We start from the raw sequence: 15176 nt of genomic DNA, 5'->3' as shown, positions 1-15176 counted from the left end.
ACCAATTTATCAAACGCGGCTTTCCACCGACCCTTGCGGACCGGGCCTTTCATGGACATGCTACGTTCACCCACTTCCTGCCGCCTTTCGGGCTGCGGGGCGCGCAATATACCGCCCGTCATTCGCGGGAACTGGCCCAAGCGGGCCTCTGCACGAAAAACAGTCGTCAGCGACCCGACCATCGCAATCAACCCGACAGGAAGGAGGACGAAATGACCAACATGACCCCGAAACGCCGGGTGCAGATCGTCTGCGCCGCGTTCTTGCACATCCCCCTGGTGGCCATTGCCGCCTTTGCCCTGTCCGAAGGGTTCGCGAGCCATGTCAGCATTCTGACGGTCTGCCTTGTCGCGACGCTGGTCTCGACGCTGTTCGTCGTGGCCTATATCGGACGGGTGATGGGCGCCGCAGCCGCGATGAGCCCAGCCAAGTAAACAGCGCGGTGGCCCTCTGTCGTGATACCCAATCGGGGTCCGAAACGCCTTGATGTCGCGGGCCCGGCTCTCGGCACGTCCCTCCGTGGCCCTGCCCCCCTCCGGCCCGGCACGGCCCGCCCCGGCCAGCAGCAGGGCCGACGCCAGGTTCAGCACCACGGCCGGTGGCGATTGATCGCCTTTAAACCAGTGCCTAAAGAAACAGGTACAGGATCCAGGCCAAAAGGCCGATCTTGGCCAAGGCCAGGGCAATCACCAGTCCCCGGTTTTCCGGCGCAACGGCGACCTGCAACGCGCGGCGCCATATCGGCACGGGGCGCGCGCCGAACAGCGTCGTCTCGATCCTGCTCCAGGCGGCGCCCGGCGGGGTCGCGTCAACCGTGGCCGCCCCGAAAAAACAGGTGGCGAAATCCTCTTCCCATGCCTGAACGGCCGCCCGCATTTGCGGATCGATGTTCAGCGCGTGCAGGGCATCCTGACGGTCTTGTCCCTGCAACAGGCCAAGTGCAAACTCTCCGGCAAGGGCGACTTTGTCATCATCCAAGACCTGTACCTGCTCCTCTCACCACACGGACCGACACACCATACCGCCACAGGGTGACGCAAACCTGCTCATGACGCAACGGGATCGGTGAAATCGTCCCCCCGCCGCCAGCCACTGTGACAAAACCGAGGGCACGCCTTCGCAGCCAACACGACGCCGCGCACCCTGCCAGCCCCTCCGCCCCCCTCTACCGCGTCAGAAATGCGCGCAACTGAAGGACCAGACGATCACTGTATTGCTCTCTCCGGGGTTGCGGCACCAGTGGCGGCCTGTGCCCGTCATCTGGAAACTGTCGCCTGCCTCAAGCAGCATCACCGCGCCGTCGACGCTCAGCTCAAGCTGGCCATGCAGCACGAAACCGCCCTCCTCGCCGCGGCGTTCACGCCCGTCGGCCCCCGTGCCCGCCCCCGGCGCGAAAGTGGTCAGCACCATCTCCAGCCCGCCGGTCAGATGCGGCGACAGCAGCTCCTCGCGCACGCCCGCCTGGCTCAGGTTGATCTGGCGGCGGTGCGCGCGGCGCACCACGATGTCTGCCTCGGGGCGGTCCTGCGGATCGGGGGCGGAAAAGAACCAGCTGATCGACACGTCCAGATGCCGCGCAATCTTGTCCAGCGTGTCCAGCGTGATCGGGCTGACGCCGCGCTCAAGCTCGCTTAGATGGCCGACCGATCGCCCGATGGCCGTGGCCAGCGACTTGAGGGTCAGCCCACGCGCCCGCCGCAACGCCCGGATCTGCCGCCCCGCAGGCGCCCCCGGGCTGGTCGCATCCACGTCCCGCTGACCACCGTGATCCGATTTCATCCTGACGCCCCAATTTTCACACTTGTGAAATTTTCATTGCATTTTTTCACTTTCACCGCAAGTCTGGGCGCAATCACCGCAACCCCGACCACCCCTTTCCCCAGACGACGCCCACCATGGCGGCACGACGACGTCGCCCCCCCGATACCACCCAAACCTCCGCGAGTGCGCAATCATGACCACCCCCGTCCCGACCAAGGCCCGCGCCGTCATCATCGGCGGCGGCATCGCCGGTTGCTCCACCGCGTATCACCTGGCGCGCATGGGCTGGACCGATGTTGTCCTGCTGGAGCGCAAGCAGCTGACCAGCGGCACCACCTGGCATGCTGCCGGTCTGATCGCGCAACTGCGCGCCACCAAGAACATGACGCGCCTCAGCAAATATTCCCAGGAACTCTACGGCGGGCTTGAGGACGAAACCGGGATCGCCACGGGTTTTCGCCGCAACGGCTCCATCACCATGGCCCTGACCCGGGAGCGCCACGAGGAAATCCGGCGCCAGGCCTCGATGGCCCGCGCCTTCGGGGTTGAGGTCGAGCATCTGTCAGAGCCGGACCTGCGCGCGCTCTACCCCCAACTCAACACCGATGGCTTTGCCGGGGCGGTCCACCTGCCCTCGGACGGCCAGGGCGATCCGGGCAACATCGCGCTGGCGCTGGCCAAGGGCGCACGAATGCGCGGCGCCCAGACGCTCGAACATATCCGGGTGACGCAGATCCACGAAACCATGCGCGGCGGCCAGAGGGCCGTTTCGGGCGTATCCTGGCAACGCGACGGGGATGGCGAAACCGGCTTTATCGCGGCGGATTTCGTGGTCAATTGCGCCGGCATGTGGGCGGCGGAACTGGGACGTCAAAACAACGTCAACGTGCCGCTGCAAGCCTGCGAACACTTCTACATCGTCACTGAAAACATCCCCGGCCTGGGCCAGTTGCCCACCCTGCGGGTGCCGGATGAATGCGCCTATTACAAGGAAGACGCAGGAAAGATCCTGCTCGGCGCGTTTGAACCTGTCGCCAAACCCTGGGGCATGAACGGCATTCCCGCCGGTTTCTGCTTTGACCAGCTGCCCGAGGATTTCGACCATTTCGAACCCATCCTGGAACAGGCGGTCAACCGTGTGCCGCTGCTGCAAAGCGCCGGTATCCATACCTTTTTCAATGGTCCCGAAAGCTTCACCCCCGACGACGCCTATCACCTGGGCGAGGCACCGGAACTGCGCGGCTATTTCGTCGCCGCCGGGTTCAATTCGGTCGGCATCCAGTCCTCGGGCGGGGCGGGCATGGCGCTGGCCCACTGGATGGAACACGGATACCCGCCGTTCGATCTCTCCGATGTCGACATCCGCCGGATGCAGCCCTTCATGGGCAACCGGACCTACCTTGTCGACCGGGCAAGGGAAACGCTTGGCCTGCTCTATGCCGACCACTTCCCCTATCGGCAAAAGGCCACGGCACGCGGTGTGCGGCGCGCGCCCTTTCACGATCTGCTGGCAACGCGCGGCGCGGTCTTCGGAGAGACCGCTGGGTGGGAGCGCGCCAACTGGTTCGCGACGCCGGGCCAGACGCCCGCCTATGAATATTCGTGGCAGCGACAGAACTGGTTCGACAATTCAGCCGCCGAACACCTCGCAATCCGCGAAAATGTCGGCCTCTACGACATGTCCTCCTTCGGAAAGATCCTCGTCGATGGCCGCGATGCCGAGACGTTTCTGAATAACATCTGCGGCGCAGAGATGGCCGTGCCGACCGGCAGGATCGTCTATACGCAGTTTCTCAATCCGCTCGGCGGGGTCGAGGCCGACGTCACGGTGACGCGCCTGTCCGAAACCCGTTACATGGTCGTCACCCCCGCCGCGACGACCGTGCGCGACATGTCGTGGATGACCCGGCATCGCGGCGATTTCGCGGTCTCTCTCTTTGCCGCCACGGCGGCCGAAGCGGTGCTCTGCGTCATGGGGCCAAGGTCGCGCGCCCTGTTGCAGGCCGCCGCCCCCTGGCACGACTGGTCGAACGACAGCCACCCCTTCGGCACTGCCCGCCAGATCGAAATCGGTCTCGGACTGGCGCGGGCGCACCGCGTCTCCTACGTGGGCGAACTGGGATGGGAGCTGTACGTGGACACCGACCAGGCCGCGCATGTGCTGGAACACCTCTTGCAGGTCGGCGCCGCGTTCGATCTGAAACTGTGCGGTCTGCACGCGATGGACTCCTGCCGTCTGGAAAAGGGCTTTCGCCATTTCGGTCACGACATCACGCCGGAGGATCACGTGCTGGAGGCCGGTCTGGGCTTTGCCGTGCGCACCGCCAAGCCTGCCTTCATCGGGCGCGATGCGGTGCTGCGGCGCAAGGAGGCCGGGCTGACCCGTCGGATGCTGCAATTCCACCTGCGCGATCCCGGGCCCCTGCTCTATCACGCCGAACCGATCCTGCGCGACGGCGTGATCGTCGGTGATCTGTCCTCGGGCGCCTATGGGCATACGCTGGGCAGCGCGGTCGGGCTGGGCTACGTGCCCTGCGCTGGATCAGACGGCGTGGACGACCTGCTGTCGGCGCACTACGAGATCGAGATCGCCGGGCAGCGCTTCGCAGCCGAGGCTTCGCTTAGACCGATGTATGATCCGACCTCGGCGCGCGCCCGCGCCTAAGGTCTGACCGGGCCGGTTTCGCACCGTTCGGCTACCGTTCTGATACCGTCAGGATACCGACGTGGGAATCTCATGTTATCAAAGGCTTGCGCACTCCTGCTGGCGGAATACCGACAGCGATCTGCCGCCTGCCCCGCCCCGCGGCGCGCGACCGGCCCGACAACGCAGCGTTCAAGGCGCAACAAATCTGCGACCTCGCGCGTTGATCCCCCAGTGCAGCCCGGCACCGACACCGGGCGTGGGTCAAGGGACCGGAGACAAAGATGAACGCGATTGCAGAGCCTACCGATACGGCGCCCCGTGATATGGACGTCTCAGCCGCAGAGCCCACAAGATCTGCGCAGCATCCAGGGGTCGAGGGCCCCATCACGATCATTGCCAACCGCAAATCCGGCACCAACGCCCGCGACGCCGACGCCATCGACCGTACGCAGGCCGTCTTCGGGGCGCAGTCGACCGATCTGCGCTATTGGGATCCCGAGCAGGATCTTGACGCCCTGGTGCAGGACGCCATCGACGATGGTGCCCGCCTGATCGTCGCCGCGGGCGGCGACGGCACCGCGATGGCCATCGCCTCGGCCATGCTTGGCACCAACTGCGCGCTGGCTGTCTTGCCCTTGGGAACATTCAATTATTTTGCGCGCGGCTTGAACCTGCCCGAAGATCCCGAGGCCGCGGCCGAGGCGATAATGAATGGTTATACCCGGGACATAAGCGTCGGGATGGTGAACGACAGGGTGTTCCTGAACAACGCCAGCCTTGGCATCTATCCCGCGATCCTCAAGGAGCGCGAAACGGTCTATGCCCGCTGGGGCCGCCGCCGCCTGATGGCGCATTGGTCGGTGGTCAAAACTTTCCTGCAATTCCAACGCCCCATGCACCTGACAATCACGGCGGACGGCGAGACCTGCGAACGCCGCACGCCCCTGTTGTTCGTGGCGCGCTCTGCCTTTCAACTTGAACGCTTTGGCCTGACGGGGGGCGATGCCATTCACCACGACCAGTTCGCCCTGCTGGTCGGTCGCGGCACGACACGAAGCGAGCTGTTCACCCTTGCCTGGCGCCTGATCACCCGCACGATGCAAGAGGGCCGCGACTATGAGTTGATCTGCGCCCGCGATGTCACGGTCAAGACGGCCAAGCGCCGTGCGCTGGTGGCCTTTGATGGCGAAAAAACGCGTGATTACAGCCCCTTCGAATTCAAGATGTCGGACGACACGCTCAAGATCGTGCTGCCGACGGACAAGGCGGACTCGGGCAATGCGGAATCGGATACCACGGAATGAGGCGCATCCTGCACCTGTCCGACCTGCATTTCGGGCGCAGCACCCCTGCGCTGGAAACGCCGCTGTTGCAGGCGATCCATCAGCTTGAGCCTGATCTGGTGGTGATATCGGGCGATTTCACACAGCGGGCACGGGTATCGCAATTTATCCAGGCGCGGGAGTTCGTGGAGCGGATCGAAGCCCCCGTCCTGTCGGTTCCGGGCAATCACGACACGCCGCTCGATAATCTTTTCATGAGGTTTTTCAAACCCTTCTCCCGGTACAAACGCTATATCAACCGCAACCTGGAGCCGATGTTCGAAGACAGCGAAATCTCGGTCGTCGGGGTCAATACGGTAAACCGCTTTGCCTGGCAGAGCGGTAAATTTGCCGAGCGCACGGTGCAAAGGGTCTGCGGCACCTTCGAAGATGCCTCGGCACGGCTGCGGATTGCTGTCTTGCACCACCCGCTGGAACACGGCCCCGAGGTCGACAAGCGGCCGGTTAAGGGGGGGCGCAAGGCGCTGCGCGGGTTGGAAAACTGTGGTGCCGACGTCGTGCTGTCGGGCCATCTGCACACCGCGTCGATCGCGCCGTTCACCGCGGCGCCCGGCCTTTTGTGCGTTCAGGCGGGGACCGGGCTGTCGACACGGCTGCGCGGAGAGCTGAATACTTTCAATATGTTGGTGACCTCTCCCGAGCGGGTTGTGGTGACGACCTGGGCGGCGCGCTGGCCCGAAGACGGACAGGCGCCGGTATTCGAAGCGGCCGGATCAACCGTACATCGACGGCAAAGCCATGGCGCCGACCTGATCAGTCGCGATGGAATGCGGTTCCAATCGGCGAATGTGGCGGATGCGGCGACCGAAGAAACCGAAGCGCGTGAAGCCAACAGCGGCTGAATGAAGCCCGTGCATCGGCGCTGCGGGACGCGCCGTAATGCCAGCCTGAGTGGTCCGGGACAGAGGCCTTGCCAATCGGCTAACGGGGCGGACAGGTGCACCGACACGGCGCGGTGCGCCGAAGCCGGTCAAGATACCCTATACCCATATTAACAAGGCAAATCCTGCGAATCTGCAACGTCGGTATCTGGACGGTGTCCGAGCGGTATCCGAGCGGTGCGACGAGCGCGGCTGACACCGGGGTTAACGCAGCGCGCGCCGGTTCAGGCGGGGCCGGTTCAGCCGGGGTCGGTCCAGCTGGGGTCGGTCCAGCCGGTCCAGCCGGGTCAGCCCGAAATCGGACGCGCGGGGTTGCCCACCCAGGTCTCGCCCGCCGGGACATCATGTGTCACCACGCTGCCCGCGCCGATGATCGCGCCATCGCCGATCGAGACGCCGGGCAGCAACACTGCCGCGCCACCGACCCAGACATCGCTGCCCAAGGTCACCGGATAGCCGATTTCCTGCCCCGCCGCGCGCAGGCCGGCATCGCCATGATGCTGGGGCGTGTAGATCTGCACGTTCGGCCCCAGCATGGTGCGGGCACCGATGCGCACCGGCGCGGCGTCGAGAATGGTGACCCCGGCGTTGAAATAGACGTCGCTGGAGATATGGATGTTGAACCCGTAGGCACAGTGGAACGGGGCCTCGAAAAAGCATCCGTCCCCGACCGATCCGAACAGATCCCGCAGCGCGGTGGCCATTTCGCCGCGCCCGCCCGGGTGGGTCATGTTGTGTTCGTGGACCGCCGCGCGGGCCACACCGCGCAGATCCTCAAGTTCGTCCCCGAGGCTGTTGTACCAAAGCCCGGCCTGCATCTTTTCAAATTCGGTCATGCTGCGCCTCTTGTTCCCGGTCGTGCCTGTCGCCGCCCGCCCGCGCGCCGCAGAACAGGGGCCACAGGTGTTCCGGGATCACAGGTTGCCGATCACAGTGACCTGCGGAGGACGCGATGGCAATGGCGGCGCATCCGGCCCGGCAAAACCCCGCGTGACCCTGCAAGGTATATTCGCAAAGCCCCATTGCCGTAGCCTTTGGCAATCGCTAGATCTGCTGCACTGGCACTCTCGCAAACAGAGTGCCAGGCCCTTATTCTCGACATCGCCATTCCGCCCGGAAATCTCGAAAAGGAGCGTTTCCCATGCCATTTTCCCCCCTGCACGACCGTGTTCTTGTCCGCCGCATCGACGCTGATGAAAAAACCAGGGGCGGACTGATCATCCCCGATTCCGCGAAGGAAAAACCGCAGGAAGGCGAGGTCGTCTCGGTCGGCGCCGGCACACGTGACGACGCGGGCGCACGCGTGGCGATGGACGTCAAGGCGGGCGACAGGATCCTGTTCGGCAAATGGTCGGGCACCGAGATCAAGCTGGACGACGAAGAGCTGCTGATCATGAAGGAAAGCGACATTCTGGGCATCGTCGCCTGAAACCCGACTTTCCGACGCCGATCCCCCTTATTCAGGAACATTCATAATGTCCGCCAAAGAAGTCAAATTCGGCACCGATGCCCGCGACGCCATGCTGCGCGGCATCAATACGCTGGCCAATGCCGTCAAGATCACCCTGGGCCCCAAGGGGCGCAACGTGGTGCTGGACAAATCCTTTGGTGCGCCGCGCATTACCAAGGACGGTGTCTCGGTCGCCAAGGAAATCGAACTGTTCAACACGTTCGAGAACATGGGCGCGCAGATGGTGCGCGAAGCCGCGTCGCGCACCAATGACGAAGCGGGCGATGGCACCACCACCGCCACCGTTCTGGCGCAGGCCATCGTGCAGGAGGGGATGAAGGCGGTTGCGGCTGGCATGAACCCGATGGATCTGAAGCGCGGTATCGACAAGGCCGTCGCCGTCGTCGTGGCCGAGGTCAAGGCGATGTCCCGTCCTGTTGGCGACAGCGACCAGATTGCCAAGGTCGGCGCGATTTCCGCCAATGGCGAGGCCGCAATCGGCCAGCAGATCGCGGATGCGATGGCGAAAGTCGGCAACGAGGGTGTGATCACCGTCGAGGAAAACAAGGGCCTTGAGACCACCACCGAGGTCGTCGAGGGGATGCAGTTCGACCGTGGCTACCTCAGCCCCTATTTCGTCACCAACGTCCAGAAGATGACCGTCGAGCTGGAGGATTGCGTGATCCTGCTGCACGAAAAGAAACTGTCGTCTCTGCAATCCATGGTGCCGCTGCTTGAAGCCGTCATTCAGGCCGACAAGCAGCTGCTGATCATTGCCGAGGATATCGACGGCGAAGCGCTGGCGACTTTGGTCGTCAACCGCCTGCGCGGCGGGCTGAAGGTTGCCGCCGTGAAGGCGCCCGGTTTCGGCGACCGTCGCAAGGCGATGTTGCAGGATCTTGCTGTGCTGACGGGGGGCGAGGTGATCTCGGCCGACCTGGGCACCAAGTTGGAGAATGTCACGCTGGACATGCTGGGCACGGCCAGGAAGGTCGCCATCACCAAGGACACCACCACGGTGATCGACGGCGCTGGCGAAACGGACGTGATCGTATCGCGCGTCAGCCAGATACGCGCACAGATCGAGGAGACGACCTCGGATTACGACAAGGAAAAGCTGTCGGAGCGGCTGGCAAGGCTGTCGGGCGGGATTGCCGTGATCAAGGTCGGGGGCGCCACCGAGATCGAAGTGAAGGAGCGCAAGGACCGTGTCGACGATGCGCTGAATGCGACCCGCGCGGCGGTGCAGGAAGGTGTCGTGCCGGGCGGCGGTGTGGCGCTGGTACATGCCGGGCGGGCGCTGGCCCGGCTGACGGGCGACAATGCCGATCAGGACGCGGGCATCAAGATCATGCGACGCGCCATTCAGGCCCCGCTGCGCCAGATCGCGCAGAATGCCGGTGTCGACGGGTCGGTGATCGTCGCGCATGTCATGGAGAGCACCACAGAGGGGTTCGGCTATGACGCCCAAAGCGAAACATATGGCGACATGCTGAAGGCCGGGATCATCGATCCGGCCAAGGTGGTCCGGGTCGCCCTGGAAAACGCGGCCTCGATCGCGGGGCTGCTGATCACCACCGAGGCGATGGTGGCCAACAAGCCCGCAAAATCGGGGGCAAACGCAATGTCCGGCATGGACGACATGATGTAGCCGCCGGGCCCCCTATCCCGTTCGGGCGTGACCCTGCGGGGCGCGCCCAAGCTCCGCACGGCGCGGATCGCAACGCCGCTCACCACGATGAAACTGAAATCGGATTTTGGGAGATACGGACATGAGCAAGGGCGACAAGCAACGCAGCAACAAGGAAATCAAGAAGCCGAAGAAGGCCAAGGAAAAGGTCGTCGTCACGGCAGATTTCGCCAAGGGCAAGACCCCGGTGAACGTGGGCAACAACAAGAAATAGCTCCCCCCCTGGGGACGCCCGTTCATCTGTTGCATGACAGATTGGCCCCTGCCCCGCGCGTGCGGGACAGGGGCCTTTTCGTGGCCCCGCAGCGCGGCGCGCGGGGTGGGTCCGGTGTCAGGAATTCTTGGCGTGCAGAGCCGAGATGATATCCTGATTGGTGATTGAACCGAGATCGTTTTCGCCGTCCTTGACCCCGACGATGTCATTGCCGGTCGAGAGCGACTGGATCACGTCGTTGACGGGCGTGTCGGGACGCACCTGCACCGTCGCCTGCTGCGCCAGTGTCCCGGACATCACGTCCGAGGCCAGCAGGACGTTCAGCGGGTTCATGTGGGTGACGAAATCCTCGACATAGGCATTGGCGGGGTTCGCGATGATGTCCTGCGGGGTGCCGCATTGCACGATGCGCCCGCCCTCCATGATCGCGATGCGATTGCCCAGCTTGAACGCCTCGTCCAGGTCGTGACTGACGAAGACGATGGTGCGTTTCAGCTTTTGCTGAAGCTCAAGCAGTTCGTCCTGAAGACGCGAGCGGATCAGCGGATCGAGCGCCGAGAACGGTTCGTCCATCAGCAGGATCGGTGCTTCGGTTGCAAAGGCGCGGGCCAGGCCGACACGCTGCTGCATGCCGCCCGAAAGCTCGGACACCTTGTTGTCGGCCCAGTCTGTCAGGCCGACCAGATCGAGCTGTTCGCGGGCCTTCTTTTCGCGCTGCGACTTGGACATGCCCGACAGTTCCAGCCCGAGGGCGACGTTGTCGACGACGTTGCGCCAGGGCAGCAGGCCGAACTGCTGAAACACCATCGCGACCATCTGCCGACGCAGCTTGCGCAGGTCTTCGCCCTTGGCCTTTGCGGCATCCAGCGTGGACCCGAGGGTAGAGACGCGCACCGCGCCGCGCACCACGGGGTTCAACCCGTTGACGGCGCGCAGCAGGGTGGACTTGCCCGACCCGGACAGCCCCATCAGCACCAGGATCTCGCCCTCGTCGACGGCGAGCGAGCAATTGTGCACGCCCAGCACCTGACCGGTTTCCTTCTGGATCTCGCTGCGGCTCTGACCTTCGTCCATCAGCGGCAGGGCCTTTTCAGGCTTGTCCCCAAAGACGATGGACACATTGTCGAATTCGACGGCAGGGCGTTTGCCCTGAGACATCTGTTCGCTCATTTCCGGCCTCCGATACGCAACATGCGATCAAGGATGATTGCCACGACGACGATGACGAATCCACTCTCGAACCCGAGAGAGGTGTTCACCTGGTTCAAGGCCCGCACGACAGGCACGCCAAGGCCATCCGCCCCGACCAGCGCGGCGACCACGACCATGGAGAGCGACAGCATGATGGTCTGGTTCAGACCGGCCATGATCTGTGGCAGCGCGTAGGGCAGTTCGACCTTGCGCAGGGTCTGGCTGGGGGTGCCGCCGAAGGCCTCGGCCGCCTCAAGCAGCGGCGTCGGCGTCGAGGACACGCCAAGGTAGGTCAGGCGGATCGGCGCGGGCAGCACGAAGATGACGGTCGCGATCAGGCCCGGCACCATGCCGATGCCGAAAAAGACGATGGCCGGGATCAGGTAGACAAAGGTGGGCAGCGTCTGCATCAGGTCAAGCACGGGCTGCATGAAGGCATAGAGCCGGGGCCGGTGCGCCGCGGCAATGCCGATCGGCACCCCGATGGCCATGCAGACGATGCAGGAAGAGATGACCAGCGTCAGGCTTTCGGTCGTCGCCTCCCAGTAATCCTGATTGATGATGAACAGGAAACCGACAGCCACGAACAGGCAGGTTTTCCAGTTGCGTTGCAGCACCCATGTCAGGGCCACAAAGCAGGCGATGATGATCAGCGGATGCGGCGTTTGCAGAATCCATTGCAGGCCGTCGATCAGATTTTCAGCGCCGGCAGCCAGCGCGTCGACAACGCCCGAGAAATTATCGCGTAGCCAGTCGAAAAATTCGCTGGCCCAGTTCCCTACGGGAATCTTGTGTTCAGTGAGCCACTCCAAGGCGACCTCCCTATTTGAAAAAAGGCCCGGTCAGTGACCGGGCCCATTCAGAATTGCCTCAGAGGCCCAGCTGTTCCTTGACCGCGGCAGCGCCATCGCCACCGTCGACCGTGGTCACGCCATCGACCCAGGACATGACCAGATCGGCGTGATCCTTCATCCAGGCCAGCGACGCGTCATCGGCGTTTTCACCGTCGTTCAGGATCTTGCCCATGATCTCGTTTTCCATGGGCAGGGTGAATTCCAGGTTGGTCAGGAATTTGCCGACATTGGGGCATTCCTCGACGTAGCCCTTGCGGGTCACGGTGTTCACGTCGCCTTCACCGCCAAAGAAATCCTCGCCGCCGGGCAGGTATTTCAGTTCGAAGTTGGCGTTCATGGGGTGGGGTTCCCAGCCGAGGAAGACGATATCCTCTTCCTTGTCGACAGCGCGGCGCACCATCGAGAGCATCCCCTGTTCGGAGCTTTCGACGACCTTGAAGTCCTTCAGGCCGAACTTGTCTTCCTCGGTCAGGGACACGAGGTAGGCGTTGCCTTCGTTGCCAGGCTCAATGCCATAGATCTTGTCATCCAGGCTGTCGGCGAACTTGGCGATATCGGCGTAGGATTGCAGGCCCTTTTCGTAGGTATAGGCGGGCACGGCCAGCGTGTACTTGGTGCCGGTCAGGTTGGTCGAGACCGTCTCGATCTCGCCCGAGTCGAGGTAGGGTTTGATGGCGCCGTTCTGCGCCGGCATCCAGTTGCCGAGGAAGATGTCGACATCGTCGCTTTCCAGCGAGGCGAAGGTGACGGGCACGGACAGCACCTTGACGTCGACGTCATAGCCGAGGGCGGTCAGCACCTGCTTGGCGGCAGAGGTGGTCGTGGTGATGTCGGTCCAGCCGACGTCCGAGAAGATCACTTCGTCGCAGTCAGCGAAAGCGGCGCCGGCGGTCAGTGCCAATGCGCTGGTCATGGTGAGCAGAGTTTTGGTCATTGCGTTTCCTTCTGTTGGCTCGTGGGTTGCTTTTTTGTTGATTGACGGGTTAATCAAAAACGATGAGACGCTAAAAGTAAAGCGTTGTGGCTGAAAGGACAGTGTCATGCCCAAGGTCGGGATGGAACCGGTTCGAAAAAAGGCACTGATCCACGCGACCATCGCGGAGATCGGGGACGCCGGCACGCTGGACGTGACCGTCAGCCAGATCGCGAAGCGTGCGGGCATGTCCTCGGCGTTGGCGCACCACTACTTCGGGTCCAAGGAACAGATGTTCCTGGCGACGATGCGTTACGTGATGCGCGACTACGGAGAGACGGTGCTGGCCAACCTGGCCCGTGCCAAGACGCCGGAAGAGCGCATTCGCGCCATCACCGATTCGAGTTTCGATTCGAGCCAGTTCGAGCGCGAGGTGATCGCGGCCTGGCTGAATTTCTACGTGCGGGCCCTGCGTTCGGACGAGACGCGCCGCCTGTTGCAGGTCTATGCGCGGCGTCTGCAAAGCAACCTGATGCACGACCTGAAAAAGCTGTTCGACCCCGAGACCGCCGCCGAAATCGCGCAGGGTCTCGCCTCGCTCATCGACGGGTTTTACGTGCGCTCTGCCCTGCAGGAAGCAGTGCCCGAGCACCATCGCATCAAGGCGATGGTCAACGACTATCTAAATCTTTGGCTTGAAAGGAAAAATCGTGGCGTCTAAGCAGCCCAACATCCTCATCTTCATGGTCGACCAACTGAACGGAACGCTGTTCCCCAACGGCCCGGTGGATTGGTTGCATGCGCCCAACATCAAGGCGCTTGCCGCACGGTCGACCCGGTTCGCCAATACCTATACCGGCAGCCCGCTCTGCGCCCCGGCGCGCGCCAGCTACATGTCCGGGCAGTTGCCCCGCCGGACCCGCGTCTATGATAATGCCGCCGAATTCGGCAGTGCCATCCCCACCTATGCGCACCACCTGCGCCGGGCCGGATACCAGACCTTTCTGTCCGGCAAGATGCACTTTGTCGGCCCCGACCAGCTGCACGGGTTCGAAAAGCGCCTGACGACCGACATTTACCCCGCCGATTTCGGCTGGACGCCGGATTACCGCAAACCGGGCGAGCGGATCGACTGGTGGTATCACAACATGGGCAGCGTGACGGGGTCGGGCGTCGCCGAGATCACCAACCAGATGGAATACGATGACGAGGTCGCCTTTCAGGCCCGTCAGAAGGTCTATCAGCTGGGCCGTGGCCTGGACGATCGCCCCTGGATGATGACCGTCAGCTTTACCCATCCGCACGACCCCTACGTCGCGCGCCGCAAATACTGGGATCTCTACGAGGATTGCGAGCACCTGGAACCCGCGGTCGGCACGCTGGGCTATGACGATCTGGATGCGCATTCGCAGCGCATCTATGACGCCAATGACGCCAAGAAAAGCGATATAACTCAGGAAGATGTGCGCCGGTCGCGCCGCGCCTACTTTGCCAATATCAGCTATCTCGACGACAAGATTGGTGAAGTGATGGAGGCGCTGGAGGGCACGCGGCAGGTCGAGGATACCATCATCCTGTTCGTGTCCGATCACGGCGACATGCTGGGCCACAAGGGTCTGTGGTTCAAGATGACCTTCCTGGAAGGCTCGTCTCGGGTGCCGATGATGATCTGCGCCCCGCAGATGCCCGCCGGTCTGGTTGAGACCCCGGTGTCGACCATCGACGTCAACCCGACGCTGGCCGATCTGGCGGGCATCGACCTGTCCGAGATCATGCCCTGGACCGATGGCGAATCGCTGGTGCCGCTGGCCAATGGCACGGCGCGCACGACCCCGGTCAAGATGGAGTACGCCGCCGAGGCGTCCTATGCGCCACTGGTCGGGCTGCGGCAGGACCAGTGGAAGTACATCCACTGCGAACTGGACCCGCCCCTGCTGTTCAACGTCGAAACCGACCCCGATGAGCTGGTCAACCTGGCGACGGACCCGACCCACGCCGAGATTGCCGCCGCCTTTGCCGAGGCCGTCGCCGAATACTGGAACATGGGCGAGTTTGACGCCGAGGTGCGCGAAAGCCAGGCGCGCCGCCTGATCGTCTACGAGGCGCTGCGCAATGGCGACTATTACCCGTGGGATTTCGAGCCGCTGCAAAAAGCCTCTGAGCGCTACATGCGCAACCACATGGACCTGAACGTGCTGGAAGAGAACCAGCGCTTTCCCCGAGGAGAATGAC

The 15176-nt window shown here is 63.3% G+C and carries 15 protein-coding genes; 9 read left to right on the top strand and 6 right to left on the bottom strand.

Annotated features, from left to right (window positions below; translation table 11 throughout):
- Positions 1–212 precede the first annotated feature (212 nt).
- Positions 213–434 (top strand): hypothetical protein, encoded by a 222-nt coding sequence (locus tag DL237_RS05095; RefSeq protein WP_119397939.1) that lies wholly within the window; start codon positions 213–215, stop codon positions 432–434.
- Positions 435–627: 193 nt separating this feature from the next.
- Here the strand turns inward: DL237_RS05095 and DL237_RS05090 are convergent, their stop codons facing one another.
- Positions 628–978, bottom strand: coding sequence for a hypothetical protein (locus tag DL237_RS05090; RefSeq protein WP_119397938.1), 351 nt, complete (start codon positions 976–978; stop codon positions 628–630).
- A 195-nt stretch (positions 979–1173) separates the two neighbouring features.
- Positions 1174–1779, bottom strand: a complete 606-nt coding sequence (locus DL237_RS05085) for a helix-turn-helix domain-containing protein (protein ID WP_119397937.1) — start codon at positions 1777–1779, stop codon at positions 1174–1176.
- A 175-nt stretch (positions 1780–1954) separates the two neighbouring features.
- On the opposite strand from DL237_RS05085, the gene DL237_RS05080 reads away from it, so the two are divergent.
- The 3 genes from DL237_RS05080 (at position 1955) to DL237_RS05070 (ending at position 6593) form a co-directional block, all read left to right on the top strand.
- A complete protein-coding gene (locus DL237_RS05080; RefSeq protein WP_119397936.1) occupies positions 1955–4426 on the top strand; it encodes a GcvT family protein in 2472 nt (823 codons plus the stop codon).
- 263 nt (positions 4427–4689) lie between these two features.
- Entirely contained in the window at positions 4690–5712 is a 1023-nt protein-coding gene (locus tag DL237_RS05075; RefSeq protein WP_233544872.1) for a diacylglycerol/lipid kinase family protein, read from the top strand.
- On the top strand, positions 5709–6593 hold the full coding sequence (locus DL237_RS05070; RefSeq protein WP_119397935.1) for a metallophosphoesterase family protein: 885 nt from the start codon (positions 5709–5711) through the stop codon (positions 6591–6593). Before DL237_RS05075 ends, DL237_RS05070 begins: the two co-directional genes overlap by 4 nt.
- Before the next feature lie 326 nt (positions 6594–6919).
- Here the strand turns inward: DL237_RS05070 and DL237_RS05060 are convergent, their stop codons facing one another.
- Positions 6920–7468 (bottom strand): sugar O-acetyltransferase, encoded by a 549-nt coding sequence (locus DL237_RS05060; protein WP_119397934.1) that lies wholly within the window; start codon positions 7466–7468, stop codon positions 6920–6922.
- A 305-nt stretch (positions 7469–7773) separates the two neighbouring features.
- Here DL237_RS05060 and DL237_RS05055 point away from each other — a divergent pair, with 305 nt between their 5' ends.
- The 3 genes from DL237_RS05055 (at position 7774) to DL237_RS20965 (ending at position 9986) form a co-directional block, all read left to right on the top strand.
- Positions 7774–8061, top strand: a complete 288-nt coding sequence (locus tag DL237_RS05055) for a co-chaperone GroES (RefSeq protein ID WP_119397933.1) — start codon at positions 7774–7776, stop codon at positions 8059–8061.
- 46 nt (positions 8062–8107) lie between these two features.
- A complete protein-coding gene (groL, locus tag DL237_RS05050; protein ID WP_119397932.1) occupies positions 8108–9733 on the top strand; it encodes a chaperonin GroEL in 1626 nt (541 codons plus the stop codon).
- Between the two features lie 121 nt (positions 9734–9854).
- Positions 9855–9986 (top strand): hypothetical protein, encoded by a 132-nt coding sequence (locus tag DL237_RS20965; protein WP_267897003.1) that lies wholly within the window; start codon positions 9855–9857, stop codon positions 9984–9986.
- Positions 9987–10103: 117 nt separating this feature from the next.
- On the opposite strand, the gene choV is transcribed toward DL237_RS20965, so the two are convergent.
- The 3 genes from choV to choX are packed head-to-tail and all read right to left on the bottom strand — an operon-like array spanning position 10104 to position 12965.
- A complete protein-coding gene (gene choV / locus DL237_RS05045; RefSeq protein WP_119397931.1) occupies positions 10104–11156 on the bottom strand; it encodes a choline ABC transporter ATP-binding protein in 1053 nt (350 codons plus the stop codon).
- Positions 11153–11989 (bottom strand): choline ABC transporter permease subunit, encoded by an 837-nt coding sequence (choW, locus tag DL237_RS05040; RefSeq protein WP_119397930.1) that lies wholly within the window; start codon positions 11987–11989, stop codon positions 11153–11155. Before choW ends, choV begins: the two co-directional genes overlap by 4 nt.
- A 58-nt stretch (positions 11990–12047) precedes the next feature.
- A complete protein-coding gene (gene choX / locus DL237_RS05035) occupies positions 12048–12965 on the bottom strand; it encodes a choline ABC transporter substrate-binding protein (protein WP_119397929.1) in 918 nt (305 codons plus the stop codon).
- Positions 12966–13071: 106 nt separating this feature from the next.
- On the opposite strand from choX, the gene betI reads away from it, so the two are divergent.
- Positions 13072–13665 carry a transcriptional regulator BetI gene (gene betI / locus DL237_RS05030; protein ID WP_119397928.1) on the top strand — a complete coding sequence of 198 codons (594 nt, stop codon included), beginning with the start codon at positions 13072–13074 and terminating at the stop codon, positions 13663–13665.
- 22 nt (positions 13666–13687) lie between these two features.
- A complete protein-coding gene (gene betC, locus DL237_RS05025; RefSeq protein ID WP_119397985.1) occupies positions 13688–15175 on the top strand; it encodes a choline-sulfatase in 1488 nt (495 codons plus the stop codon).
- Position 15176 lies beyond the last annotated feature (1 nt).

The organism is Pseudooceanicola sediminis (assembly GCF_003575965.1).
GTDB classification, from domain to species: Bacteria; Pseudomonadota; Alphaproteobacteria; order Rhodobacterales; family Rhodobacteraceae; genus Pseudooceanicola; species Pseudooceanicola sediminis.
This window is presented reverse-complemented; position numbering and strand designations above follow the sequence as displayed.